The organism is Prauserella cavernicola, from assembly GCF_016595675.1.
Taxonomy (GTDB): domain Bacteria; phylum Actinomycetota; class Actinomycetes; order Mycobacteriales; family Pseudonocardiaceae; genus Prauserella_A; species Prauserella_A cavernicola.
Map to the genome: position 1 here is coordinate 838935 of NZ_JAENJH010000001.1, position 23970 is coordinate 862904.

At 71.1% G+C, this 23970-nt stretch carries 25 protein-coding genes; 10 read left to right on the top strand and 15 right to left on the bottom strand.

All coding sequences use genetic code 11. The features are described 5' to 3' along the window. Positions 1-77: 77 nt before the first annotated feature. On the bottom strand, positions 78-1019 hold the full coding sequence (locus JHE00_RS03980; RefSeq protein WP_200314817.1) for a hypothetical protein: 942 nt from the start codon (positions 1017-1019) through the stop codon (positions 78-80). Beyond that, positions 1016-2134 carry a type VII secretion protein EccE gene (locus tag JHE00_RS03985; protein ID WP_200314819.1) on the bottom strand — a complete coding sequence of 373 codons (1119 nt, stop codon included), beginning with the start codon at positions 2132-2134 and terminating at the stop codon, positions 1016-1018. The genes JHE00_RS03980 and JHE00_RS03985 overlap by 4 nt, the downstream gene beginning before the upstream one ends. 194 nt (positions 2135-2328) lie before the next feature. On the opposite strand from JHE00_RS03985, the gene JHE00_RS03990 reads away from it, so the two are divergent. Further along, positions 2329-3273, top strand: a complete 945-nt coding sequence (locus JHE00_RS03990; RefSeq protein WP_307831806.1) for a sigma-70 family RNA polymerase sigma factor — start codon at positions 2329-2331, stop codon at positions 3271-3273. A 70-nt stretch (positions 3274-3343) separates the two neighbouring features. Here the strand turns inward: JHE00_RS03990 and JHE00_RS03995 are convergent, their stop codons facing one another. From JHE00_RS03995 to JHE00_RS04010, 4 genes are all read right to left on the bottom strand, one after another. Then, entirely contained in the window at positions 3344-4852 is a 1509-nt protein-coding gene (locus JHE00_RS03995; RefSeq protein ID WP_200314821.1) for an FAD-dependent oxidoreductase, read from the bottom strand. 3 nt (positions 4853-4855) lie between these two features. Then, positions 4856-5767: an AurF N-oxygenase family protein gene (locus JHE00_RS04000; RefSeq protein ID WP_200314823.1), complete on the bottom strand. Its 912-nt coding sequence runs from the start codon at positions 5765-5767 to the stop codon at positions 4856-4858. Between the two features lie 100 nt (positions 5768-5867). Beyond that, positions 5868-6656: an IclR family transcriptional regulator domain-containing protein gene (locus tag JHE00_RS04005; protein ID WP_307831807.1), complete on the bottom strand. Its 789-nt coding sequence runs from the start codon at positions 6654-6656 to the stop codon at positions 5868-5870. 31 nt (positions 6657-6687) lie between these two features. Further along, positions 6688-7866 carry an FAD-dependent monooxygenase gene (locus JHE00_RS04010; RefSeq protein ID WP_230422790.1) on the bottom strand — a complete coding sequence of 393 codons (1179 nt, stop codon included), beginning with the start codon at positions 7864-7866 and terminating at the stop codon, positions 6688-6690. A gap of 257 nt (positions 7867-8123) precedes the next feature. Here JHE00_RS04010 and JHE00_RS04015 point away from each other — a divergent pair, with 257 nt between their 5' ends. Together JHE00_RS04015 and JHE00_RS04020 are read left to right on the top strand one after the other, a co-directional pair. After that, positions 8124-9335, top strand: coding sequence for a bile acid:sodium symporter family protein (locus tag JHE00_RS04015; protein ID WP_200314827.1), 1212 nt, complete (start codon positions 8124-8126; stop codon positions 9333-9335). A 136-nt stretch (positions 9336-9471) separates the two neighbouring features. Next, positions 9472-10038, top strand: a complete 567-nt coding sequence (locus JHE00_RS04020; protein ID WP_200314829.1) for a hypothetical protein — start codon at positions 9472-9474, stop codon at positions 10036-10038. A gap of 90 nt (positions 10039-10128) precedes the next feature. On the opposite strand, the gene JHE00_RS04025 is transcribed toward JHE00_RS04020, so the two are convergent. Beyond that, the gene (locus JHE00_RS04025) at positions 10129-10557 is read right to left on the bottom strand and encodes an organic hydroperoxide resistance protein (protein WP_200314831.1); all 429 of its coding nucleotides are present in this window, start codon (positions 10555-10557) and stop codon (positions 10129-10131) included. A 130-nt stretch (positions 10558-10687) separates the two neighbouring features. Here JHE00_RS04025 and JHE00_RS04030 point away from each other — a divergent pair, with 130 nt between their 5' ends. Continuing rightward, positions 10688-11338 carry a pentapeptide repeat-containing protein gene (locus JHE00_RS04030; protein ID WP_200314833.1) on the top strand — a complete coding sequence of 217 codons (651 nt, stop codon included), beginning with the start codon at positions 10688-10690 and terminating at the stop codon, positions 11336-11338. Between the two features lie 58 nt (positions 11339-11396). After that, complete coding sequence (locus JHE00_RS04035) at positions 11397-12005, top strand: TetR/AcrR family transcriptional regulator (RefSeq protein WP_200314835.1); 609 nt, start codon at positions 11397-11399, stop codon at positions 12003-12005. Positions 12006-12163: 158 nt separating this feature from the next. On the opposite strand, the gene JHE00_RS04040 is transcribed toward JHE00_RS04035, so the two are convergent. Beyond that, positions 12164-12754 (bottom strand): TetR/AcrR family transcriptional regulator, encoded by a 591-nt coding sequence (locus JHE00_RS04040; protein ID WP_200314837.1) that lies wholly within the window; start codon positions 12752-12754, stop codon positions 12164-12166. Between the two features lie 103 nt (positions 12755-12857). Between JHE00_RS04040 and JHE00_RS04045 the strand changes: the two genes are divergently transcribed. The 3 genes from JHE00_RS04045 to JHE00_RS04055 all read left to right on the top strand — a co-directional run bounded on the left by JHE00_RS04045 (position 12858) and on the right by JHE00_RS04055 (position 15160). Then, positions 12858-14375: an MFS transporter gene (locus JHE00_RS04045; RefSeq protein WP_307831808.1), complete on the top strand. Its 1518-nt coding sequence runs from the start codon at positions 12858-12860 to the stop codon at positions 14373-14375. A 107-nt stretch (positions 14376-14482) separates the two neighbouring features. Further along, on the top strand, positions 14483-14788 hold the full coding sequence (locus JHE00_RS04050; protein ID WP_200314841.1) for a DUF1905 domain-containing protein: 306 nt from the start codon (positions 14483-14485) through the stop codon (positions 14786-14788). Between the two features lie 168 nt (positions 14789-14956). After that, positions 14957-15160 carry a hypothetical protein gene (locus tag JHE00_RS04055; protein WP_200314843.1) on the top strand — a complete coding sequence of 68 codons (204 nt, stop codon included), beginning with the start codon at positions 14957-14959 and terminating at the stop codon, positions 15158-15160. 54 nt (positions 15161-15214) lie between these two features. Here JHE00_RS04055 and JHE00_RS04060 read toward each other — a convergent pair whose 3' ends face one another. From JHE00_RS04060 to JHE00_RS04070, 3 genes are all read right to left on the bottom strand, one after another. Further along, the gene (locus JHE00_RS04060; RefSeq protein WP_200314845.1) at positions 15215-16738 is read right to left on the bottom strand and encodes a catalase; all 1524 of its coding nucleotides are present in this window, start codon (positions 16736-16738) and stop codon (positions 15215-15217) included. Next, positions 16735-17181, bottom strand: a complete 447-nt coding sequence (locus tag JHE00_RS04065; protein WP_200314848.1) for a Fur family transcriptional regulator — start codon at positions 17179-17181, stop codon at positions 16735-16737. Before JHE00_RS04065 ends, JHE00_RS04060 begins: the two co-directional genes overlap by 4 nt. Positions 17182-17296: 115 nt before the next feature. After that, a complete protein-coding gene (locus JHE00_RS04070; protein ID WP_200314850.1) occupies positions 17297-17815 on the bottom strand; it encodes a nuclear transport factor 2 family protein in 519 nt (172 codons plus the stop codon). A gap of 89 nt (positions 17816-17904) precedes the next feature. Here JHE00_RS04070 and JHE00_RS04075 point away from each other — a divergent pair, with 89 nt between their 5' ends. Next, a complete protein-coding gene (locus JHE00_RS04075) occupies positions 17905-18660 on the top strand; it encodes an SDR family NAD(P)-dependent oxidoreductase (protein WP_200314852.1) in 756 nt (251 codons plus the stop codon). Continuing rightward, a complete protein-coding gene (locus tag JHE00_RS04080) occupies positions 18657-19382 on the top strand; it encodes an SDR family NAD(P)-dependent oxidoreductase (protein WP_200314854.1) in 726 nt (241 codons plus the stop codon). Before JHE00_RS04075 ends, JHE00_RS04080 begins: the two co-directional genes overlap by 4 nt. A 36-nt stretch (positions 19383-19418) precedes the next feature. Here JHE00_RS04080 and JHE00_RS04085 read toward each other — a convergent pair whose 3' ends face one another. Genes JHE00_RS04085 through JHE00_RS04100 form a run of 4 tightly spaced genes read right to left on the bottom strand, consistent with a single transcriptional unit; the run spans position 19419 to position 23937 of the window. Beyond that, the gene (locus JHE00_RS04085) at positions 19419-21437 is read right to left on the bottom strand and encodes an acetate--CoA ligase family protein (RefSeq protein WP_200314856.1); all 2019 of its coding nucleotides are present in this window, start codon (positions 21435-21437) and stop codon (positions 19419-19421) included. A 33-nt stretch (positions 21438-21470) separates the two neighbouring features. Continuing rightward, positions 21471-22292, bottom strand: coding sequence for an enoyl-CoA hydratase/isomerase family protein (locus tag JHE00_RS04090; protein WP_200314858.1), 822 nt, complete (start codon positions 22290-22292; stop codon positions 21471-21473). 38 nt (positions 22293-22330) lie between these two features. Continuing rightward, positions 22331-22969 carry a 3,4-dihydroxy-2-butanone-4-phosphate synthase gene (locus JHE00_RS04095; RefSeq protein WP_200314860.1) on the bottom strand — a complete coding sequence of 213 codons (639 nt, stop codon included), beginning with the start codon at positions 22967-22969 and terminating at the stop codon, positions 22331-22333. Next, a complete protein-coding gene (locus JHE00_RS04100; RefSeq protein WP_200314862.1) occupies positions 22966-23937 on the bottom strand; it encodes a phosphotriesterase family protein in 972 nt (323 codons plus the stop codon). The genes JHE00_RS04095 and JHE00_RS04100 overlap by 4 nt, the downstream gene beginning before the upstream one ends. Positions 23938-23970: the final 33 nt, after the last annotated feature.

Below are 23970 nucleotides of genomic sequence, written 5' to 3' on the forward strand. Positions count from 1 at the left end.
GGCTCACGCGGCCGGATCGAGGATCCCCCACGCCCTCCCCCCGGCGTGGGGGATCCTCCCGTTCCCTTCACCGTTGCTCAGCGCAGACCGGGGCGGCCGAGTGCTGTGTGCTCGGCCCCGCTCGGGTTCGTCCACACGTAGCGGATCCCCGCGCCGGTCTGCAGCGCGAGCATGTCGTCCTGGAGGAGCTGCAGGGCATGCACATCCCTTGCCGAGAGCCCGCGAGCCGAAGCGAAGGCACTCGCCTCGTCGGCCGTCAGCCGTTGCGTCAGCACCACGTCGGCCGCCTGGAGCTCGCCCACCCCGCCCGGAGTGAGCCGCCTGCGCACGACCAGGCGCGTCTCCCAGGGCACGTCCACGGGCTCGGTCCCGTCGGCGCCCTCGCCCTCACCGAGATCGTCCACCCGCAGCAACGGGACATCCGCGGACGCACCGGTGCCGAGAGGGGAACCGGGAGGCAGCACGGCGACCCGGTCGGTGCGTCCCGTCGCCCACTGGCCGAGATGGCGCCAGGCCCCGAACCGGCCGGTGAAGACCACCGCCCTCGCGCCGAACCCGAGCGAGCGGAACACCACGAGCTGCGCGCACCAGAGCCCGCCGAGCAGCACCACGCGCGCCGGACGCGGACCGAACAGCGTCAGCGGCACGGGGCCGCCCGCCTGGTCCCTGCCCAGCGACAGGCCGACCGACCAGCCAGTGAGCTGCACGCGGTCGAGCTCGGCGTCCGGTGCCGTGTGCCAGCCGACGCGCAGCCTGCTGAGGCCGCGATGCCTGCGGGTCCGCCAGTGCGCCTGTGCGGCCGGGTCACGACGGACGACCTCCTCGGCAGGGGGTGGTCCTGGTGGCGCCGAGGGCGCCGACTGCGGCCGGGCGGCTGCCGGTGGCGCGGCGGGTGCCCGCGCTGACGCGCTCGCCTGCGCCGCGTCAGCGTTCTCCGCAGGCACGGGCGCGGACGGAGCCGGGGCGGCGAGGTGCCCGCCCTCGGGGTGTTGCCGAGGGCTGAAACGGGGTGCGGTCACCGGGCCCCACCCCCGCTCGGCGCGGTGGCGTAGACGGCGGGAGCGTGCTCACCGTCGAGGCGGAACAATCGCCCTCCGAGTCGTTCGGCGAGCTGCCGCGCGCTCGCGCACGCACGCTCGTAGTCGGCCGCCACCGCGGCCACCCGCACCAGACACCGCAGTGCCATGCCGTCACCGACCGGTTCCAGCAGCAGCGTCAGACTGGTCTGCCGCGCGGGCAGTTCCCGCAGCGCCGCCAGCAGCGCGGTACCCCGCTCGGCGTCGGGCCAGGACTCGAGCCAGAAGCACCCGTGCCGCACGTCCCCCGCCTGCCACGAATCCCACCGCTCACCGACCCGGGCGGCCGTGGAGCCGAGCCCACAGGAGCGGGTGAGCGCGTCGAGCAGCTCGTCGCTGCTCAGTAGCCGCGTGCCGAGCCCGCGCCTGCGCAGGACGCGCCCGGCTCGCCTGGTCAGCTCAGCCAGCACCGCGGGCACGTCCACGCGGACGTCGGCGTCGTCCACCATGGACTCCGCCACGGCGCCGGAGTCGAGGCGCACCGCCACCCAGATCGCGCCGTCGGGCGGACCGGCGCCGGGCACGGTGTGCGTCACCACCTGCAGCACGGCGCCCGACTGCTCGGCCTCGCGGACCAGCCGCGCCAGCGCCGCGAGCGGCAGGGGCGGTCTCGTCCGGTCCTCCGGCGCTGGTACGACCTCGAGCGCGGTGAACCAGCCCGCGCCGTCGCTGCCCATACCGAGCGGAGCTCCGCCGGGGCCGTCGATGTTCTCCACCACCAGATCCGGCACCAGCTCGCGCACGGCGCTCAGCCGCACATCGCCGTCCCCGTCACCCGCCGCGCCCAGCCTGCCGCGGTAGCGCAGCCACAACAGCAGGTGCTCGCTCCACCAGCGGCCATGCGAGCGCCCGAACGTCAGGACGACGGCGAGCACCCCGACGACCGCACCGGTGATCAGCGCCCACAGCTCCTGGACGACCACGACGAAAATCGTCACCTGGACGGCCTCGAACACCAGCAGTCTGCCCACGCCGACCGCGCCCACGCGGCCGGGACGCCTGCGCGAGCGGAACCACGATCCGGGCGGCACCGGTGCTGTCCGCGTGCTTCTCACCACTCATCCGACGATAGCCACACGACGCCAGGCTCCCCCGTAGTCGATCCGCACCTGCTGTCCGCGCGTGCGGACGCACCGCGCTGACCTGCGGCTGCGCGAGCCGCTACGGGTCGCGCGACGCCCGGAGTGACGTCAGCGGGGTCGGCGAATCTGGGTACCACCGGAAATAACTGGGCACTTGAAGGGAACCGCTGGTGTCCGCACCTCAGATCGACAGGACCCCGCCGACGAGCCAGGGTCCGAACTCCGACCTGGTCGGGACCTATCTCAACGGCCTCAAGCGCACACAGCTGCTCAGCCGTGAGCAGGAGGCCGAGCTGGCCAAGCGGATCGAGGCAGGCCTGTTCGCCGAGCACCTGCTCGCCGAGGGAACCGACTCCTACGACCACGGCGAGCTGCACGAGCTCGCCGAGCTCGGCAGAGCGGCGAAGAAGGAACTGCTCGAGGCCAACCTGCGCCTGGTGGTCAGCATCGCCAAGCGCTACACCGGCAGGGGCCTGGCGCTGCTCGACCTGATCCAGGAGGGCAACATCGGGCTGATCCGCGCGGTCGAGAAGTTCGACCACACGCCCGGGTTCAAGTTCTCCACCTATGCCACGTGGTGGATCCGGCAGGCCGTCAGCCGCGCGCTCGGCGAGCAGAGCCGCACCATCCGCATCCCGGCGCGGGTCGTCGACCGGGTCCAGCGCGTCAGCCGCGCCCGCAGGGCTCTCGCGGCCGACCTCGGCTACGACCCGAACCACTCCGAGCTCGCCGACGAGCTCGACGTGCCCGTCACCGAGGTCATCGAGCTGCTGTCCTATGACACCGAGCCGATCAGCCTCGATCAGACGGTCGGCGACCAGGGCGACCGTCCACTGTGGGAGGTGCTGCGCGCACCTGATGGCTCGGAGGGCGAGAGCCCGGCCGGCAGGGCGCTGCGCGGGGAGATCGACTCCGTGCTCGCCATGCTCACGGAGCGGGAGCAGCAGGTGATCCGCCTGCGGTTCGGCCTCGACGGCGGCCGCGAGCGCACGTTCGAAGAGGTGGGCCGCGTCTGCGGGGTCACGCGCGAACGCGCCCGTCAGATCGAGAAGCGCACCATGCTCAAGCTGCGCGACCCCGAGGTCTCACAGAGCCTGCTCTCCTACGCCTCCTAGTCGTCGCCCCAAGCCCGTGCCGGGCCGGTGCCGGCGGCTCGCCGGTCCGGCACGGATCCACCCGGGATCGTCACCGGCCCGCCCGCCACCGCCTCGGCAGCAGCCGCGAGGCGCGGCGGCGGGCCGGGACGAGCCGGCCCTGCGCGACGTCGGCCAGCAGCGTGCCCACGGTCTCGGCCGCACACGCCCGGTTGGCCCCGATCCCGCCGGAGGGTCCGCGCTTGATCCAGCCGACCACGTAGGTCCCGGACATCCCCTCGACCCGGCCGCCCGAATGCGGCACGGTGCCCGTGTCCTCGGCGAACGGCAGGCCGGCCAGTGGCGTTCCCCGGTAGCCGACCGCGCGCACGACCTGGCCCGCGTCGATGCGCTCCTCGCCCTCCGCCGCGCTGACCCGCAGGGCCCGCACGTGCGCGTCGCCCTCGATCGCGGCAGGCGCCGAGTGGAACCGGAACACGATCCGGCGCCGCCCATCCGCCGGTGCCGCCGACCAGTCGACGGTCTCGCGGGCCACCTCGCGCAACAGCGCGGCCTTCTCGCCGGGCGCGGCGGCGTCCAGTGCGCTCGCGGTGCGCGGATCACCGGTGTCGACGACCAGCTCGACCTCGTCCTGCCCGGTGAGCGCGAGCAGTTCCGGCGTGGTGAACGCGGCGGACTCCGGGCCGCGACGGCCCAGCAGCACGACCTCGCGCACCTTGCTCGACCGCAGCTGCGCCAGCGCGTGCGGCGCGATCGTGGTGCCCTCGAGCCGGGCGGGGTCGACGGTCAGGATGCGCGCCACGTCGAGCGCGACGTTGCCGTTGCCGACCACCACGACGCGCTCGGCGGAGAGATCGACCGCCTCCGGCGGCACGTCGGGATGGCCGTTGTACCAGCCGACGAGTGTGGTCGCGGCGATGCTGCCGGGCAGCTCCTCTCCCGCGATACCGAGGCTGCGAGCCGACGACGCGCCGACCGCGTAGATCACCGCGTCGTGCCGCCGCGCCAGTTCGCCGACGGTGACGTCGGCACCCACCTCGGTGCCGAGGCTCAAGCGCAGCCGGGGGTGGTGGTGGAACCGCGCGAACGTCTCGCCGATCCGCTTCGTCGACGGATGGTCGGGCGCCACGCCGTAGCGGATCAGCCCGCCCGCGACGTCGAGCCGGTCGATCAGCGTGACGCGCGCGTTGGTGTGCAGCAACAGGTCCTCGACGGCGTACATGCCGGCAGGCCCGGTGCCCACCACGGCGACATCGAGCGGCGGGAGGTCGCTGGGCACGTCGCGGGTGAACACCGGCGGGCCCCACGCGTGGAAGTTCGGCCCCACCTCGGCGGCCGGGGCCTCGGAGCCCGCGTAGTAGTCCGCGTTGACCTTGGCGTAGACCTCGAACGGCCCGCTCAGCGCGTCCACCGGGAAGATCGCGTCCACGGGGCACGCGTCGGCGCACGCGCCGCAGTCGATGCAGGTGCGCGGGTCGACGTAGAGCATCTCGGTGGTCCCGAAGTCCGGCTCGTCCGGAGTCGGGTGGATGCAGTTGACCGGGCACACCGACACGCACGACGCGTCGTTGCAGCAGGTCTGGGTGATCGCGAACGCCATGGCTCAGATCAGGTTGGCGCGCTGGTAGACCTTCATCGACGCCGTGGTGAGCAGACCGGCGGAGTCGAGGAACTCCATCAGCCCCGAGCAGCTCGAGCGCAGCATCGACTTGTAGTGCTGGTTGGCCTTGGCCTCGCGCTGCGCACGCTTCGAGTCGAGTCCGGCGTTGGCGTAGACATCCCGGTTCACCATGCTCGTGACGATGAAGTACGAGGCGATGGCCACGACGAGACCGTTGTACTGCCTGCGCAGCCTGCCCGCGCCCTTGAGCCGCTCCTTCGTCTCCTCGCGGGCGAACTTCATGTGCCGCGACTCCTCGACCACGTGGATGTTGTTGATGGTGCGCACGAACGGCACCACGCGCTCGTCGCGCATCCAGTCGCGCTGCATGACGTCGAGGACCTCCTCGGCCACGAGGATCGCGGCGTAGGCGGCCTCACCCGTGGCGGTGGTCTTGAAGAACCGGCCCAGCTCCACCGCGAGACGCCTCGGCCGGTACGCGGGCGCGTTCAGCTTCGCGGCGCCGCGGGCGAACATGATGGAGTGCCTGCACTCGTCGGCGATCTCGGTGAGCGCCCACTGGAACGCGGGGTCGGTCGGGTCCTTGGCGTAGAAGTCCCGCAGGACCATCTGCTGCAGGATCATCTCGAACCAGATCCCGGTGCTCGCGACCGAGGCCGCCTCGTGGCGGGTGAGCTCGCGCTGCTGCTCCGGCGTCAGCTCGTCCCAGTAGGACGTGCCGTAGAGCGTGCTCCACTCCGGGCTCGCACCGTGGTAGGCCGGGTCGAGCGGGGTCTCCCAGTCGACCTCGGTCACGGGGTCGTAGGACAACGTCTCCGACGAGTCCAGCAACCTGCGCGCGACCTCCTGGCGGCCGGGCTGCGCGTCCTGGTCGTGGGTGTCGACGCTGGTCATGGGGCGCTCCCTTGCGACGGATACCTGTTACCACGATTTACAGTTACCAACGGTAACACGCATCCGTCGCGGCACGCGAGCGGTGGAGCGTAGGTGCCGGTCAGAGAATGCGGCCGAGGCCCGCGGCCTGCTCACGCAGTACGGGCAGGAACTTCACGCGCATCTCCTCGATCGAGGCCCTGGCGGTGAACGTGCTCGCCGTCATGGCGGCCCGCACGCGACCCGCGGAGTCGGCGACCGGCACGGCCATCGACCGCACGCCCAGCTCCAGCTCCTCGTTCGTGAACGCCACACCCTCCGCCCTGGCCAGCTCGACCCTGCTGCGGATCTCCGGGATGGTCATCAGCGTGTTGGACGTGGTGCGCACGGGCTCGCACGAGTCGAGGTAGGCCGTCAGCTCCGCCTCGCCCAGCCCGGCGAGCAGCACCCGGCCCGACGCCGAGGCGTACGCGGGCAGCTGCGCCCCCATCCGCACGCCCGTGTTGACGATGCGCTGAACCTCGGCCCTCGCCACGATCAACGCCGAGCCCGCCTCGTAGACCGCGACCGACACCGACTCGGCGAGCTCGTCGCGCGCCGCCAGCACGAACGGCTGTGCCAGCGCGGGCAGCCCGGCCGCCTCGAGGTAGGCCGCGCCCAGCCGCATCATGCGCGGCGTCGGACGGAAGTACCCGCCTTCGTGCTGCAGGTAGCCGAGTTCGCGCAGGGTCAGCAGGCACCGGCGGGCGGCGGCGGGGGTGATGCCGGTCGCGCGCGCCGCGTCGGTGACCGTGAGCTGCGTGCGCTCGGCCGTGAAGGCCTCGATGATCGCGAGCCCTTTGGCCAGGCCCGCCATGCCCTCGGGTGGCCGCTTGCCGCCGGCCGTGTCGCTGTCGTTGTCGTTCGCCACGGTTTCGTTATACGAAAACTCGGCTCGTGGTTCAAGTGCGCGCGAACTCACCGGCGGTGCGCTCGACATCGTGGTCGTACAGCCAGGCCCGCAGCTCGCCCGACGCGGAGATCTCGGCATCGCGCTGACCAAGGTCCTCGTACTGTGAGTCGTACCGGCGGCCGTTCGCCCTGGCCCCCTCCTGCACCTTCGCGGTGCGGGGACGACGGAACCGCTCGTAGGCCCGCAACGCCTCGGGCGCCTCGGCCGCGGTTCGACCGGCCAGCAGGACGGCCAGCGCCACGCCGTCCTCGATGGACTGGTTGGCGCCCTGGCCGAGGTGCGGCAGCATCGGGTGCGCCGCGTCGCCGAGCAGGGTCAGCCTGCCGTCGGTCCACCTCGCGAGCGGCTCGCGGTCGAACAGCCCCCACCAGTAGGTCTGCTCCACGCGCGCGAGCAGCTCGCCGATCAGTGGATCCCAGCCCTCGAACGCCGCCCGCAACGCGTCCGGGTCGCCCTGGCCGGACCAGGTCTCCTCGGCGGCCTCGTCGCTGGGCAGGAAGCCGACGTAGTTGAGCAGGTCGCCACCGCGCACCGGGTAGACCATGAAGTGCTTGCGCTCCCCCATCCAGACCAGATGGACGCCCCGGGGCCAGCCGGGCACAGCGGTGGCGTCGATGAGCCCGCGGTACGCGACGTGTCCGGAGTAGACCGGCGAGGCCGGCTCGACGACGTGGGGCTGTAGCACCGAGTGGATGCCGTCGGCGGCGATCACGACATCGGCCTCGGCGGAGGCGCCGTTCGCGAACATCAGCCGCGCGGACCCCGCGTCCTGGTCGAACCCGGTGCAGCGGTGTCCGGTGTGGACGATCCCGGCAGGCAGCGCGGCGGCGAGCGCTCCGAGCAGGTCCGCTCGGTGCATGCCGTAGACACCGTGCGCGCCCTCGGAGTCGGCAGTCCTGATCGCGCCGACCTTCGTGCCGTCGGCCCGGCAGTAGCGGGACCCGTCGCCGACCCGGCCGCCGAGCTCGTTCACCGCCTCGCCGAGACCCATCCGCACCAGCTGCCGCACGCTGTTCGGGGTGATCAGCACGCCGGCGCCGACCTCGCCCAGCTCGGCGGCCTGCTCGTACACGGCGACCTCGACGTCGCGCCGCACCAGTGCGTTCGCCGCGGACAGTCCACCGATGCCGCCGCCGACGATCGCCACCCGCAACCGACCGTTCCCCATGAGGCCACTCCAAGTTTTCGCATATCGAATACTGTTCGCAACTGCGCTCACGGTAGGACGAGACTCTGACACTGTCAACGTCGCCACCGAGCACACCGTTGACGAGCAGCGCTTCCGCAATCGCCGGCGGGGAGCGGCTTGACAGCAGCGAAGCAAGCTGCATGATGATATTCGGATTTCGTTGCATGTTTCGCTATTCGAAAACCGCGACCTCACCGCACCGCGCACCGTCGCGCACACCGAAAGGTCAGCCGGCCATGACGACTCGCACGACGTTGAAGATCGGCTCACAGCTCGCGTTGATCCTCGGCGCGCTGGCTCCACTGGCGACGTCCGGATTCACCGGGATGCCGCTGACGGAGCACCCGACGATGCTCCTGCTCAACGTGGCACTGTGGATCATCGGGCTCGTCCTGGGCTACCGGGCTTTCGTGCTGACGCAGGACTTCCCCGCCGACCACCCGGTCTGGCTGCGCGTGTGCCGGTTCGTCACCACCGGCTCGGCGACGCTGCTCATGCTCGGCATGACCTTCGGCTTCACCTACCACCAGAGCATCGGCACGTCGTTCTTCGGCACCAACTTCACGACGGTCCTGATGATCACGCTCGTGGTCATGGGCGTGCAGATCGCACCGTCGGACTGGAAGGCCGTCGCCAAGGACGCGCGCGTGGTCTCGCTCGTCGTGCTGATCCGCTGGCTCATCATGCCGCTGACCGGGTACTGCGTCTCGTTCGTGGTGTTCCACCTGTTCCTGGAACCCGGCATCGCCAACAGTCTCGCCATCGGCATGATGCTGCTGTGCACGTCGCCGCCCGGGGCGGCGTCCAACAGCCTCACTCTGCTGAGCAAGGGTGATCTCGCGCTGTCGGTGTCGGCGACCACCATCAACGTGCTCGTGGCTCCATTCCTGCAGCCGCTGCTGATCAGGTTCTTCGTCGGCGGCACGGCCAGCGTCGACACGATGGGCATGTTCCTCGATCTCGCCGGGTTCGTGCTGGCGCCGGTGGTGCTCGCGAGCATCTTCGGTGCACTGTTCCCCGGCTTCGTCCTCAGGATCAAACCGGTGCTCGGTCCACTCGCCGTGGTGTCGCTGGCCTGCGTGCTCATGGGCACGATCTCCAAGGGCGCCGAGACGATCCTGGGCAATCTGAACGTGCTGCCGTACGTACTCGTCGCGTGTGTCATCCAGGGCCTCGCCGGGCTGACGCTCGGCTACGTGGTGCCGAAGTACCTCGGCTTCACCCGCGAGCAGCGGATCGCGTCCAGCTTCGAGGTCGGGGTCGAGAACGCGGCGATCGCACCGGCGCTCGCCGCGACGTACTTCAACCCGCTGGCCATCGTGCCCGCGATCGTCTACGGCAAGACGCAGAACATCCTCGCCGTCACCATCTTCGTGCGGAAGTTCCAGAAGCAGCACGACGAACTCGAACAGGACCGGGCGGCGGCCGCCGAGAACCGAAACTCCTGATCACAGCGTCCAACCCCGCGCGATGTGCGTACGACTGATAGAAACGGACATCGAAGCGGCCGCCCAGCCGGAGGGCGGCCGCCCGATGCGGGGAGGCGTTATCGACCGTCGCAGACTCTTGATCACCGTCGCCCTGGTGGCAGCGGCCGGAGTGCTCGGCGCCGGATTCTGGGCAGGGTACAAGCAGGCCGGCGACGAGGAACGGGCCACAACGGTGACCAACGCCGGAGGCGAACCGGTGCAGGGCCGCGCCAACGGCGGCCCGACCGAGCCCGAGGGCAAGCCGGCCGCCAACTCGGCTCCCGAGGACGTGGCCGGGGAATGGCTGAAGGAACAGCAGTCCCTCTACGCGGACGACACCAGGCCCGACTCGTGGCTCAGCCGGATCGAGGGACTGTCCACACAGACGATGCAGTCCGCGCTGTCCCAGTTCCGGGACGGCAACGGCGGAGCGGCGTGGGAGAACTTCCAGGACCAGCAATGCAACCGCACATTGCGGGACCTGCGGACCGAACCCGCCGACCGCGAGACCGGCGACGACTCCAGCACCTGGGTGCGGGCGCGCGGCGTCGCGGTCACCGAGTGCGCCTACCGGCCCGAGAACCCACCGTTACCCGCGGAGACGCCGGTCACCGCGACGCTGGAGCTGACTCGCGAGGACTCCGGCGAGTGGCTGGTGAACACGCGCATCGAACAAGCCTGACGAGCCAGGCGAGGTCCACTATGGACTCTGTAGTCGCCGGAAGTTTTGGGCCGGGACGGCGGGGGCACCACCGTCCCGGCCTCCCCCCTCTCAGGCAACCGTCGCGTCGACGGTGACGTCGATGTTCCCCCGCGTGGCGTTGGAGTAGGGGCACACGCCGTGCGCGGCCTCGACGAGCTCGTCGGCGGCGGCCTGGTCGAGACCGGACAGTTCGACGTGGAGTTCGGCGCTCAGGTAGAACCCGCCCTGTCCGTTCGGGTGCACGCTCACCTCGGCGACCACGGCCGAGTCGGTGATCGTCGTCTTGCGCTGCGCGGCGACGGCCTTGAGGGCCGAGTGGAAGCACGCGGCCCACCCGGCGGCGAAGAGCTGCTCCGGGTTGGTCGCCCCGCCGGGGCCGCCCATCTCCTTCGGGATCGCGAGCGAGACGTCGAGCAGGCCGTCACTGGTCGCGGCACGGCCTCCCGCCCTGCCGTCGCCGGTGGAGGTCGCGATGCCGGTGTAGACGCTCTCGGCCATGTACTTCTCCCGTTTCCGCCTGGTCTTTCGCCCGCCGCAGGTAGACGAACTAGTAAGTCTGCACGCTAGCACGATCATCTCCCCGTCGCCCGCGGCCCACCGGGCGGCTCAGGTAGCGTTCCGGGTACCGATGACGACTCCGCGCGCACTGACCGACCTGCCCTTTCACCGCTATCTCGAGGACACCGACGAGGTACCCGGACCGTCGTCCGATCACGAGGTGGCCCACTACCGGGGCACGGACTTCTCGGACGTGCGCGCGGACGGCGCCCGCCTCACCGAGTGCGCCTTCTCCGACACCACCTTCGGCGCGAGCCGGTGGCGCGGCGCCCGGTTCAACGACGTCTGGTTCCAGGGCTCCCAGCTCGTGGGCACCGACCTCGCCGAGAGCCAGTGGCTGGACACCGAGTTCGTCACCTGTGCGCTGGCGGGCACGGCGACCTTCGACGTCACGATGAACCGCGTCGTGTTCCACGGCTGCAAGCTGGTCTCGGTCAACCTGCGGGAAGCGCGGCTCGACGACGTCACGTTCTCCCACTGCGTCCTGCGCGACGTCGACTTCGCCGGCGCCGGTCTGCGCCGGGTCTCGTTCCCGGGCTCGGAGCTGCTGGGCGTGCATCTCGACCAGGCCGTCATGGACGGCGTGGATGTCCGCGGCGCGGGCGAGCTCGACCTCCGTACGGGGCGAGGGAGCCTGAAGGGACTGACGATCACCCACGCGCAGCTCGCCGAGCTCGCGCCACTGTTCGCCGCCGCGCTGGAGATCACGGTCACGGACTGACCCGCGTCACACGCGCTAGCCTGGACGACGGGACGGGACTGGGAAACGGGGAGAACCGATGGCGGCCACGGGACGGACGGCGCACGCCGAGGTGCAGGCACGGCCCTCGTCGGCACGGCAACGGATCCTGGCCGCCGCGGACGACCTGTTCTACGGCGAGGGAATCCGGGCGGTGAGCGCGGACCGCGTCATCGCCGCCGCCGCAGTCAGCAAGGTCACCTTCTACCGCCACTTCCCCACCAAGGACGACCTCGTGGTGGCGTACCTGCACGGCCGCGCGGACTGGGAACGCAACGGGATCGAGAGCATGCGGGCGGCCCACCCCGGCGACCCGGAGGGCGCGTTCACCGCGATCGCGCAGTCGATGGTGGACGCGGGCTGCACGACGGAGTTCCGCGGGTGCCCGCACATCAACGCCGCGGCCGAGTACTCCGACCCCGACCATCCGGTGCGCGAGGCCGTCGCCGAGCACCGCGCGTGGTACACGGGCGTGCTCGGCGAACTGCTCGCCGAACTCGGGATCCGCGACCGCGGCGAAACCATCGAGCAGTTGATGATGCTGCGCGACGGCGCGCTGGTCACGAGCTATCTGGACCGGCGTCACACCCTGCGCGCCACCACGCTCGTCGGCGCGTGGCGGGCCGTGCTCGACGCCGCACAGCGCTGACCGTTCGCGCGCACTGTTGGTGAGTGTCCGTCCGCTCTCCGCGTTGGCCTGTCCTGGACCGCTGGTGTCCGTGCCCGATTGCGCTGGTGACCTCGCTCATCGGCGCGCCGTACTTCGTGTGGCTGCTATACCGGGCCGCACCCGGGCGCGCTGAGCACTCAGCCGGAACCGGCGAGGTAGTCGTCGACGACCCTGGCGCAGAAGCGCTCGTCGTTGGGCCGCCTCGTGATGAGCGTGTTGAACAGCAGCGGGCCGACGAGCTGCGCCGCGGCGTGGTCGATGTCGCGATCGCCGAGGCACTCGGTGAGCACCGCGTCGAAGGGGCCGCGCAGGTTGTCCACGATGCGCTCGCGCAGCGCCGCGAGCCTGCTGCGCTCGTCGTCGGACGGCGCGTCGGTGGTCAGCCCGACGGTGGCCAGCCAGACCACGGCCGCCAGCGCGGGCGCGGACTCGATCTGCTCGGCCTGCGCTCGCACCAGCCGCAGCAGCCGGTCGCGCGGCGCGCCGCCCGCCGCGGGCAGCCGCAGCGGTGGCAGCAGTTCCTGGAACGCCGCCGCCAGCAGCTCCACGTTGTTCGGGAAGTGGCGGTACAGCGTGGACCGGGCCACGCCGCTGCGTGCGGTGACCGCGTCGATGGTCACCGCCTTGACGCCGCCCTCGGACAGGAGCTCGACGGCGGCGGACAGGATCGCCGAGCGGGACCGGTCCAGACGGGGATCGCGCCGGTGCGACGTCTCGTGCGTGCTCACGACCGGATTCTCCCTCCCCGCAGCCGAACGCGAGATTCAGAACTGTCAGTCCTGTTACGATACCGACGTTCTCGTTTCTCGACGCAAGCGAGGTGCGATGCGGGTGAGTGCCGGTCCCGCCGAGGTCCTGTCCCAGTCCACCGGGCGACGGGCCTGGACCGTCGGCCTGATGTGCACCGCCGTCGGCCTGGTCATCGCGATGGTCACGATCGTCAACACCGCCCTGCCGTCGCTGGCCGCCGACACCGGCGTGGACCAGGCTCAGCAGACCTGGATCGTGGACGTCTACACGCTCGTGCTCGCGGCGCTCGTGCTGCCGGCCGGTGCGCTGGGCGATCGCTACGGCCGCCGCGGCGTGCTGATCATCGGGTTGTTCGTGTTCGCCGTCAGCTGCGCGGCGCCGCTGGTCGCCGACTCCCCCACCTCGCTCATCGTGGCGAGGGCGACCACGGGTCTGGGCGCGGCGCTGATCATGCCCGCGACGCTGTCGATCATCAACGCGAGCTTCCCGCCCGAGCGCCGGGGCCGGGCCATCGGCATCTGGGCCGCCGTCGCCGGGCTCGGCGGACTCGGCGGACTCGTGCTCGCGGGCCTGCTGCTCCGCCACTTCTCGTGGCACTCGGTGTTCCTCGCACCCGCGGCGCTCGCCGTGGTGCTGGCGCTCGCCTGTGTCACGGTGCCGTCCTCGCGGGAGCGGAATCCACAACGGATCGACACCATCGGCGCCGTGCTCAGTGCCGCGTCGATCGGCGCTCTGGTGTTCGGCATCCTGCGCGCCGCCGACGTCGGCTGGGCCCACGCCGAGGTGCTCGTGGCTCTCGTCGCCGGCGTGCTGCTGGGCGTGCTGTTCGCGTGGTTCGAGGCGCGCACCCAGGCACCGTTGCTGGACGTGCGGCTGTTCACCAACCGGGCCTTCGCGACCGGCGCGCTGTCGGTGACCCTGCAGTTCACCGCGGCGTTCGGGGCACTGTTCGTGATGGCGCAGTACCTGCAGCTGGTGCAGGGCTACGACGCACTGACCTCCGGGCTGGCACTGTGGCCGATCGCGGTGACCCTGCTGCCGTTGTCGATGGCCTCGGCCCCGCTGGCCCAGCGGTTCGGGCTGCGCGCGCTCACGTGCGCCGGGCTCTCGATCCTGGTCGTCGGCGCGCTCCTGCTGGGCAGGCTCGGCCCGCAGAGCTCCTACACCGAGCTCGCCATCGCGGTGTGCGTGCTGGGAGCCGGGATGGGCATCACCGCTCCCGCGGCCACGAGCGCGATCCTCGACAACGTCCCGCCCGACAAGTACGGCGTGGCCTCCGCGGTCAACGACGCGACACGCGAGATCGGAGCCGCGCTCGGCATCGCGCTGGCTGGCAGCGTGCTCTCGGCCAGCTACACCGCCTCCGTGCGCCCGTCGACGGCCGCGCTGCCGCCCGAGGCGCAGGAGCTCGCCGACGGCTCCCTCGCCGGTGCGCTGGCGATCGCCGAGCGTTCCGGTCCCGCCGGTGAACCGCTCGCCGACGCGGCCCGCACGGCGTTCGCGGAGGGCATGTGGCGCAGCGAGCTGGCGCTCGCGGCGATCCTGGCAGCCGGTGTCGTGGCCGTCGCGTTCCTCCGGGGGCGGCGCGGCACCGCGTGATCCCGCCACGCCGGATCGCCGGGTGTCGCCGGAACTCCTCCGCACGAGGCACCCTGGGAGGACACTGCGGTGTGAGGGTCATCCACCCCCGGCTGAGGAGGACCACCATGACCGGCACGGCACACTCCGGTACCGAGATCGGCCCGCTCGACAAAGAGTTCACCGCGACCCTGCTCAGGAGCCCGGCCAAGGGCGGCTGGACCTACGTGACGATGGAGCGCTCCGCCGAGTTCTTCGGCACCCGCGGCCTGGTGAAGGTGCGCGGCACCATGGACGGCCATCCCTTCCAGGCCTCGTTCATGGCACTCGGCGACGGCACCCACAAGCTCCCCGTCAAGGCCGATCTCCGGCGCGCACTCGGCAAGGACGAGGGCGAGACGGTCCACGTCCGGCTGCAGGAGCGCCTCGGCTGACGCCACGGGGTCCGTCCACGCCGGACGGACCCGTCTGTCTCGGTCTCACTGTCCTATGCGAGCACGCGAATAGGTCAGCCCGTCAGGTGGAGTTTCTTGAGATCCCCTGTGCTCTGGGTGACATTTGACTCACGGAGTGTCGCGTTCCGCGAGGAGGAGGAATCCGAGATGGGCTTTTGGACCGAGGTCAACCGTGCGCTCGACAAGTCCGCGGACCGGGTCGCCGACCGCAGGGGCAAGGTCGTGCGCACCACGAAGAAGGTCGTGGACGGACTCTGCGTCGGCTGCCTGCGCCGGACCGCGAAACAGCAGTGCGGTGTGCCCTGCTGCGGCCGGACGCAGTGCGTGCGCGTGGTGATCGAACGGATCTGACCGCGGCGGCGGGGGTCATCGAGGGGGTGGCCCCCACCGCCGCGCCGCCAGGGCTCAGGCCTTGCTCCGCATGCTCCTGCGCGCGGGGTTGCCCTGCTCCCCCGCCTTCGGATCCTTCTCGTCCTGCTTGGCGCGCACACCGTCCTCGATGCGGCCGCCGAGGTCCTTGTCGACGTTGTGCCAGTACTCGAACGCGCGCTCCAGCACCGGCTCGGTCACACCGTTGAGCAGGTGTCCCACCACGTTGTCCACCAGGCGCTCACGCGCGGCGTCGTCGAGGACCTCGCGCACCATCGTGCCCGCCTGGCCCCAGTCGTCGTCCTCCGCGTGGGAGACGTAGGCGCTGCGCGTGATCGCGCCGTCGGTCTGCCAGGTGGGCGGGCTGCCGTAGCGCTCGGTGTCGGCGGCGGGCCCGCCCTTGGTGTTCGGGGCGTACACCGGGTCGCTGGTCTTGCGGTACGCCATCGCGCCGTCCTTGGAGTAGGAGTGCACCGGCGACGTGGGCGCGTTGACGGGCAGCTGCTGGTAGTTGCCGCCAATGCGGTGCCGGTGTGCGTCGGCGTAGGAGAACAGCCGCGCGAGCAGCATCCGGTCCGGGCTGGGACCGATGCCGGGCACGAGGTTGTTCGGCTGGAACGCCGCCTGCTCGATCTCGGCGTGGTTGTCCGTCGGGTTGCGGTCCAGAGTCATCCGCCCGACCTCGATCAGCGGGTAGTCGCCGTGCGGCCACACCTTGGTGAGGTCGAACGGGTTGAACCGGTAGTTCTCGGCGTCGCCGTAGGGCATCACCTGCACGTAGAGGGTCCAGCTCGGGTACTCGCCCTTCGCGATGTGCTCGAACAGGTCCCGCGTGTGGTAGTCGGTGTCGGCCGCCGCCATCTGGTCGGCCTCGTGCTGGGTGAAGAACTCGACGCCCTGATCGGTCTTGAAGTGGTACTTCACCCAGAATTGCCTGCCCTCGGCGTTGACCCACATGTAGGTGTGCGAGGTGTAGCCGTTCATGTGCCGCCACGTGCGCGGGATGCCGCGATCGCCCATCAGCCACGTCACCTGGTGCGCCGACTCCGGCGACAACGTCCAGAAGTCCCACTGCATGTCGTGGTCGCGCAGGTTGTTGTCGGCCCTGCGTTTCTGCGAGCGGATGAAGTGCTGGAACTTCATCGGGTCCTTGACGAAGAAGACCGGCGTGTTGTTGCCGACCATGTCGTAGTTGCCCTCGGACGTGTAGAACTTCAGCGCGAAACCGCGGGGATCGCGCCACGTGTCGGGGCTGCCGCGCTCGCCCGCGACCGTCGAGAACCTCGCGACGAGCTCGGTCGTGACGCCCGGCTGGAACAACGCGGCCTTCGTGTAGGCGCTGACGTCGCCGGTCACCTCGAAGTGTCCGAACGCGCCGCTGCCCTTGGCGTGCGGCTGGCGCTCGGGAATCCGCTCGCGGTTGAACTGCGCCATCTGCTCGATCAGGTAGCCGTCCTGCAGCAGGATCGGCCCGGCGGGCCCTGCGGTGAGGGAGTGCTCGTCGCTCTCTGCCGGGATGCCGGCGTCCGTGGTGGTGAAGGGTCGGGTGGAATCCGTCATGACGTTGTCTCCTTGCTCGCGGTACAGGCTGGGCACCAGCCCCAGAACACGATTTCCGCTTCCGCTATCCCGAATCCCCGGCTGTCGTCGGGAGCCAGGCAGGGGGCCGCCCCGGGCACGCAGTCGACGTCCTCGGTGCGGCCGCAACCCCGGCAGACCAGGTGGTGGTGGTTGTCGGCCACGCGGGTCTCGAACAGCGTGGGATGGCCGGCGGGCTGGATCGTCCGCACCAGTCCGGCGGTGGTGCACGCCTTCAGGACGTCGTAGACGGCCTGGTGCGACACCGAGCCCAGCACGTCGCGAACCCCGGCTCTGACCTGTTCCGCGGTGGCGTGCGGGTGGCCCTCGAGCCAACCCAGCACGGCCCGTCTCGGGGCGGTGACCCGAAGTCCCACCGCGCGCAACCGGCCCGCCGTATCGCGGCCCCCATCTACACCTGGCATCCAGGTGAGCTACCCGGACTTGAATGGCTCAAAACAACGCGAGTGGGTGACCGGCCAGGCTGCGCGTTCGCCGAACACCTGAGACAAGACGCGCTGGAGTAGGCGAACGCCGAGTTCACCCCGTGACGCGGCGGGACAACGCGCGAGTGAGCGGGGCGGCCGGGTCGGCGTCGCCGCGGGAGCCGCGTGTCCACGTGTCCGGACTCGGCACGGCGGGCGCAGGCGGTGCGGCGTGCTCCCAGTCCAGCACCACGGTCCGGCGCGCGATCAGCCAGCGCCCGTCCCTGCGTTCGAACACGTCGACGTAGCGCAGTCCCTGCAGCACGGCTTGCGCGGCGGGATCGACGGATTGCCTGCGATAGAGGCAGTAGGTCTCCACGTCGGCCCGGTCGCCGTCGAGCGCGATCGTGGGCACGCCCAGGAAGTGGTAGGTGCCCGACAACGTCGCGCCATAGGCCTCGAAGAACGCGAACAGCTCGTCCACCGGGCCACTGAACCGGCCGTGGTCGTCGGTGGCGTCCGGGTGATAGCAGGTGCGGGCCAGCGGCCGGTCGCCGCGATCGATGGCGTGCGCGTAGCGGCACAGCACATCCGTGATCTCGGTGCGGGCGAGCAGGTCGTCGATCGCCGTCATGCGATTGACAATGACGCACGCGTCATGTTTGAGTCAAGAGGTTTCCCCGATCGTTCCACTGTGGACTCCCGAGCAGAGAGGTCGTGGCCATGACAGGAGAATCCGGCAGGGTCGCGGTGGTTACCGGTGCCGCGTCGGGCATCGGCGCGGCGATCGCGCGGCAGTTCTCCACCGAGGGCGTGGCCGTGGTCCTGCTCGACCGCGACGACACTCGGGCGACCCGCGAGTCCTGCCGGGGCGAGGTACTGGAGCTTCCGTGCGACGTCCGCGACGACACGGGCGTGGAGTCGGCGCTGAGCCGCGCGGGCGAGTGGCGCGGCAGGCTCGACGTCGTGGTCAACGCGGCGGGCGTGCTCGCGCGCGAGAGCATCGCCGAGAGCCGTTGGGAGACCTGGAACGCCGTGCTGGACATCAACCTCACCGGCACGTTCCGCGTGGTGCGCGCGGCGCTGCCACTGCTGACCGAGGGTCCCGCGGAGGCCAAGCGCATCGTCAACATCGGCTCCGGCGCCGCGGACCGTGGCTACGCCTACCCCGCCTACACGGCATCGAAGGGCGGTGTCGTGGCGCTCACCCGGGAGCTCGCCGCCGAGCTGGCACCCCGGGGGATCACCGTCAACGCCGTCAATCCCGGCTTCGTCCGCACGGCCATCAACGACGACGCGTGGTCCGACGCCGACGCCAGACAACGCTGGGAGAACACGATTCCGCTCGGGCGCATGGGCAGGCCCGAGGAGGTGGCCGCCGTGGCGTGCTTCCTCGCCTCCCCCGCCGCCGGTTACGTCACCGGCCAGGTGGTGCGCGTGGACGGCGGGCGCTCGGCGATCTCGGCGAGGCCGGCGTGACGGGCGGGCGGGTCGCGGGCAAGGTCTGCGTCGTCACCGGCGCGGCGGCCGGACTGGGCGCCGCGATAGCGCGACTGCTGAGCGAGCACGGCGGCATCGTGGTCGGGTTCGACGTCACGCCGGGCGACACCGGATGGCAGGTCGACGTCCGCGACGACCACGCCGTGGCGCGGGCGATGAACCGGGTCGCGGCCGAGCACGGGCGGATCGACGTCCTCGTGAACAACGCGGGCATCGCCGGGCCACGCAAGCCGTCCCACGAGGTCAGCGCCGAGGAGTTCGACGCGGTGTTCGCCGTGAACGTGCGCGGTACCTGGCTGTGCACCAAGTACGCCATCCCGCACATGCCCGAGGGCGGCAGCGTGATCACCATGTCGTCGATGTACGGACTGGTGGGCAACTCGCTGCTGCCCGTCTACCACGCCAGCAAGGGCGCCGTGCGACTACTGTCCAAAGCGGACGCCGCCGCCTACGCCCCGCGCGGGATCCGCGTCAACTCGGTGCATCCCGGCTCGATCGAGACCGGATCGGCGACCTCGGTGCGCCAGAGTGACGACGAGACCGCCCGTTCCTACAACGCCCGCACGCTCGCGGCGATCCCGCTCGGTCGTCGCGGCGAGCCGCTCGACATCGCTTACGGCGTGCTGTACCTCGCCTCCGACGAGTCGCGCTACGTCACCGGCAGCGAGCTGGTCATCGACGGCGGCTACACGGCGGTGTGAGCCCGGCGCCTCCGCTGGGGCGCCGGGCCCGTCCGGCTACGCGAACCGCGTGACCACCGCGTCGGCGGCCCAGCACTCGGTGGGCGTGACGATGAGCGGGTTGATCTCCACGGTCTCGTACTCGCCCAGCGCGGCGCCGGTGAACGCCTCGCAGACGGCGGTCAGCGCCTCGACCGCGCCGGCGTGGCCGCTCACGCCCACCTCGGCGAGCAGGTGCTCCGCGTCGCCGGGCCGTAGCGGGAGCCTGCGGGTGAGCGAGCGATTGGCCAGCTCGGTCGCGGTGCCGCCGAGCCCGACCACCACGTAGCGGCCCAGCACGGGATCGGTGTTGAGGCCCACCAGCAGTTCCCTGCCGAACACCATCTCCTCCACGAGGTAGCCCTCGATGTCCTCGGGCGACAGGCCCGCCGCGACGAGGTTCGCCTCGAGCTGCTTGGCCGTGGCAGGCAGCTCGGCCGTCTGCGTGACGCCGAGTGCGACGCCACCGAAGCGGGACTTGTGGCTGATGGGCGCGATCACCTTGACGGCGAACGGCGCGCGCAGTTCGGCCGCCGCGCCGGCCAGCTCGTCGCCGGGCGCGCTCACGCCTCGCACGACGGGTACGCCGGCGGCCTCGACCAGGTCCCGCGAGGCGGCCTCGCTCAGTACCCGCTGTTCGGTCCCGGCCCTCGCGTCCCCGTTCTGCGTGGCCAGCGCGGGGAAGAGCTTGGCCAGCGCGGAGAACGTCAGCCGCAGGTTGTTCAGCACGCCGACGTGCGGATGCCGCTCGCGGTAGCCGCGGACGAACTCGGTGCCGGGAACCGGTGCCATCGAGGTGATCACCAGCGGCATCTCGTTCTCCGCCGACAACCGGGCCAGGTCGTTCCAGTTCCACGTGTGGATCGACTCGTGCGCCGTCTCCGAGGGGAACTGCACGCTCCACGGCAACAGCACCAGGCCCGTGTTCGGGTCCTTGAACACCGTGCCGTTGATGCTGTCCTCCCCCTCGCGGCGCTTCACGCCGATCACGTCGAGCGGGTTGTCGATGAACGAGCCGGGTCCGGCCAGCTCCCGGATCCGCCGCACGGTCGACTCGGCGAACACCGTGAGGTTCACGCCGTAGCGCTCGGCGAGGTCGCTGCACAGCGCCGCCGCTCCACCGGAGCCACCGAGCACGGAGACCGCGCGCTCGCGTCCCTTCTTCACGCCGAGCAGGCACAACGTGGCCAGGCGCATCAGCTCGTCCACGCCGTCGGCGCGCAGCACGTCGTGTTCGCGCAGCAGCTCGGAGAACACCGAGTCGGTGCCCGCGATGCTCGCGGTGTGCGACAGCACGGCGCGCTGGCCGCGCTCGGAGACGCCGGACTTGAGGATCACGATCCGCTTGCCGGTCTGCCTGGCGTAGGTGAACGCGCGGGTGAACGCGGGCAGCTGCGTCCCGGACACGCCCTCGAGATACACGCACACGACGCGGGTCGTGTCGCGACGCAGTGCCTGCTCCAGCGCTTGCGGCACGCCCAGCACGGCGCCGTTGCCGGTGGAGGCACAGAAGTCGACGCCCAGGTTCTCCTCGGTCGCGGCAGCGAGGAACGCCGAGAGCAGCGCCCCGCTCTGCGACACGATCGACACCGGACCCGGCCTCGCCTCCAGCCACATGGGTTCGGCGACGGCGCAGACGCGCTCGGCGAAGTCGGCGAATCCCACGCAGTTCGGGCCCCACAGCCGCGTCCCGGTGCCGGACACGATGCGCACCAGTTCGTCCTGCAGCCGGCTGCCCTCGTCGTCGCGCTCACCGAAGCCGTCGGTGACGAGCACGATGTCGCGCGTGCCCGCGGCGGTCAGCTCCCGCACCGCCTCCACGCTGGCCTCCCGCCGGATCGCGACGATGGCGGCGCGCGGCGTGGCGGGCAGCGCCGCGACGCTCGGGACCGTGGTGAGCCCGGCGATCGTGTCGTGGTTGGGGGTGACCGGCACGACCTCCAGCTCCGGGTTCAGGGTGCGGAGGTTGTGCAGCGCGCAGGTGGTCCAGAAGTTGCGGGGGGACGCGCCGACGACGGCGACGACGGGGCGGGACACGGCGATGAGTCTCCTTCGATCGGGGCGGGCGGATCAACGGGCGAGCGAGCCGCCCTCGGCATACCAGGTGCGCGCCGCGGAGATGCCCAGCTCGGCGAGCTTGCCCGCCATCCAGCGGTTGCCCTCGGAGGTGTGGATGAGCGCGTCCCAGCCCGCGCAGGACTCGATCGTCTCGCGAAAGCCCTGCCGCACGAGCACGTCGTTGGCGGCGCGCTTCTTGATCTCCAGCATGTCCAGCGGGGTCTTCGCGATCTCGGTGGCGACCTCGCGGGACTTGGCCAGCACGCCGTCCTCGGGCACCGAGTAGTTCGCCCAGCCGCGCTGCGCGGCCTCGGGGCCCATCATGTGGCTGCCCGCGGTGTAGGAGAGCTCCTTGGCCTTCTTCGGGCCCACGGCGTACATCGCGGCGGGTCCGAGCATCCCGCCGCCGATCGGCAGCACCGGCCAGGCGATCTTGGTGTCGTCGCCCACCACGGCGAGGTCGGCGCACGCGGGGATCAGCGTGGCGCCGCCCATGCAGTAGCCGTGCACGCTCGCCACCACCGGCTTGGGCACGTCGAAGACCGCCGCGAACGCCCGGATGTGCGCACGCAGCCGCAGCCAGTCCTCGTGCGCGGTGCGGTGGGTGTAGCCGCCGTCGCCCGACGGCGCGGGCCTGCTGACGTCCCAGCCGACGCTGAACGCGCGGCCCTCACCGCGCACGATGATCACCGACACGCTCGCGTCGGCGCCCAGTTCGTGCAGTGCGGACTCGTAGTCGGCGAACAGCTCGCCGTTGAAGGCGTTGAGCTTCTCGGGACGGTCGAGCACGACCTCGGCGATCTTTCCGTTCCGCTCGATGCGGACGACGCTCATGGTGGCTGCCTTTCGTTCTCGGGGGGGGGGGGCGCGGCTCAGCGGTGGGCGGCGAGCCGGTGTGCGCGGACGGCGGAGGCACGGAGGTGGGGCACGCCGAGTCCGGTCGCCCACGGCGCGAGCTCGGGCAGGCGGGCGGCCCGCAGCGGATCTCGCTCGGACACCAGGCACGCGCCCGCGGCGGCGAAGCCCGCACCGGCGAGCCCCACGAGGTCACAGGCCGCTTCCCAGACAGCGGCCCTGCCGAGCACACCGTCGTCGTGGGCGCGGTAGGTGATCACGTGGCCGGGCCGCGTGAACCGGTCGGGGCTGGTGCCCGGCTCGCCGAGCAGTGCGATAGTGCGGGCGCGGGCGGTGGCGGAGATGCCGGTGCCGGTGTCCTCCGCGTCCACCGCGACGCCGTAGGCGGGCGCGTCACCGCGCCCGTAGGTCATGGGTGCCAGCCGAAGCCGGTCGGCCTCGCCCTCGGGCAGGGCGACCACGACGAAACCGGACGTGTGCCGCACGGTGAGCGCGAGCAGTTCCGTGCTCGCGTCCCTCGCCGCGAACACCAGCTGGCAGTCCGCGTGCGGGCCGAGGTCATCGACGAGCAGCACCGGCCTGCCCCCGCGCAGCGCGTGGAACACCGGATCCGGGATCACCCCGGTGTCCGGTGTGGACTCGTGCAGGATCGTCATGCCGGCACCGCCGAGAAGATCGTGCGCGGGTTGTCCACGAGCATCACGTCGAGATCGCGTTCGCTCACCCCGGACTCGCGCAGCGCGGGCAGCACGTCGTCGCTGATGTGACGGAAGTGCCAGTCGGGCAGGTGCTTCTCCTTGTAGCCGGGCGGGAAGTTGTGGCTGTGGCAGGACGCGTCGTGCGAGAGCACCAGCCGGGAGGCGTAGCCGCGGCGCACCAGCTCGGCCACGGTGGCAACGCGCCGGTCGAAGGCCAGCCGGTTGTTCAGCCCGAAGCGGTCCATGCCGAGGTAGGAACCGTTGTCCAGCAGGCTTTGCAGGTAGTCGAGGTCCTCCGAGTCTCCGCTGTGCCCGACGATCACGCGGGTCAGGTCCACGCCCTCCTCGGCGAAGATCTTCTGCTGTTCGAGGCCGCGTTCGGTGGACACGTCGGTGTGCGTCGAGATCGGCACTCCGGTCTCGCGGTGGGCGCGCGCCACGCCGCGCAGCACGCGCTCCACGTCGGGCGTCACACCGGGAAGATCGGTGGCGCACTTGAGGATTCCGGCCCGGATGCCCGTACCGGCGATGCCCTCGGTGATGTCGCGGACGAACATGTCCGCCAGCGGGTCGTCACCGCCGACGAGACGGCCGGGGCCACGGAACTTCAGGTAGTTCGGCAGTTCCGTGAACGTGTAGAAGCCCGTCGCAGCGATGATCCGCACGGGAGACCTGTCGGCGACGGCGCGCACCCTGCGGATGTCGCGGCCCAGGCCGAGCACGGTCAGGTCGACGATCGTGTCGATGCCCGCGGCCTCGAGCGCGACCAGTTTCGCGACCGCGTCCTCGGTTCGCTGCTCGTCGTCCCACGTCTCCGGGTAGTTGACCTCGTACTCGTGGTTGATGACGAACACGTGCTCGTGCATGAGCACGCGCCCGAGCTGCGTGGAATCTGCTTCGCCGGTGACGGTCTGGACGGTGGCCATGCGGTCTGGTTCTCCCTCTGGCGACGGCGGTGT